General features: G+C 28.6%; 1 protein-coding gene. It reads left to right on the plus strand.

Going from position 1 to position 1175, the window contains the following annotated elements:
• Window positions 1–497: 497 nt before the first annotated feature.
• A complete protein-coding gene (locus D1B33_RS18245) occupies window positions 498–785 on the plus strand; it encodes a hypothetical protein (RefSeq protein WP_118877831.1) in 288 nt (95 codons plus the stop codon).
• The last annotated feature ends 390 nt before the right edge of the window (window positions 786–1175 follow it).

Consider the following 1175-nt stretch of genomic DNA (forward strand, 5'->3'; position numbering starts at 1 on the left):
AGAGTAGGACGTCGCTAGGCAACAGAAAAACCGCTGACTTTTCAGTGGTTTTTTCGTATTTAGAAATATACTAAACCCGGAAGGGATTAATCGTGGTAAAAAAGATGAGGTAGCTAATATAGGGCTTTGCTCACAGCCTTGTAGAATCTATTCCAGGTAGGCATCATTTTAATTATTAAAAGAGAGATATTAGTATTAAGATAGGAAGATTGAAATCTACATTAAATTACGGTAAAGTAACAATTAAAAGAATCCTTTCTGAACGTTAACAGAAATGGATTCTTTTGTCGTTTGAGGGAGCCTTTCAAAGTAGATTAGGCCAAAATCATAATGCCATAATTCAATAATTAATATTAAATCGATCAAAAAGTAATGAAACTTCCTACTAGTTTTAAGGTAGGGTTTTTTAATTCTAAGTTTCTATTTCACGATTTAGAGGAAAAAAGTATTATAGCCTTTCTATGGTGCAAGTCAAAATGAATGATGGGGGTAATCCAATGCTAGAAGAATTATTTGACCTTTATAATATTTTAATTAAAAAAGAACAAGTAATGAATAACACTCTAAATATCTTAAGTAGTCTAAGAGGGAATCAATTTTTGGAGGAATTAATATTAAGAACGGAAAAATTAATTGTTATGTCTTTAGGGGGGCAAGATGTACATTGGAGAGCAATCAATCAATTTAGTGATGCCTTCTTCCAATATCGTCAAGGTTTCATTTCACAAGATCAGTTAATTGATATTATTAAAAAAACAATTAATAAAAAAAATGTGGAAGGCTAGGGAGCAATAAATGTAGAATGCTGCATTTAGTTTGCTTAGAAATAAAATCGTTACATTTTAATTTTAAAATTGAAATCGTAGAAATTGTTTGGAATAAAAATTCCCCAATAATCGCCACTCAAAATTTATTGAAAAAGAAGTTGCAAAAATACTATTATAGTGATATATTATTTATTGTCACTTTTTAAAACACAGATGAATTTATATTCTATTAAGTACTGCTTTATATTTAAAAATAAGTTGACAGCAAGTACATTAGGTGATAAGATAACTAAGTCGTTATTTCAATAAAATAATTTAACAATATTATTATTGACATAACAATTGATGATATGTTATTATATAAAAGTCGCTGATAAACACCGACTGAATGAACCTTGAAAACTGAAC

Source organism: Ureibacillus yapensis, from assembly GCF_003515775.1.
Taxonomy (GTDB): domain Bacteria; phylum Bacillota; class Bacilli; order Bacillales_A; family Planococcaceae; genus Ureibacillus; species Ureibacillus yapensis.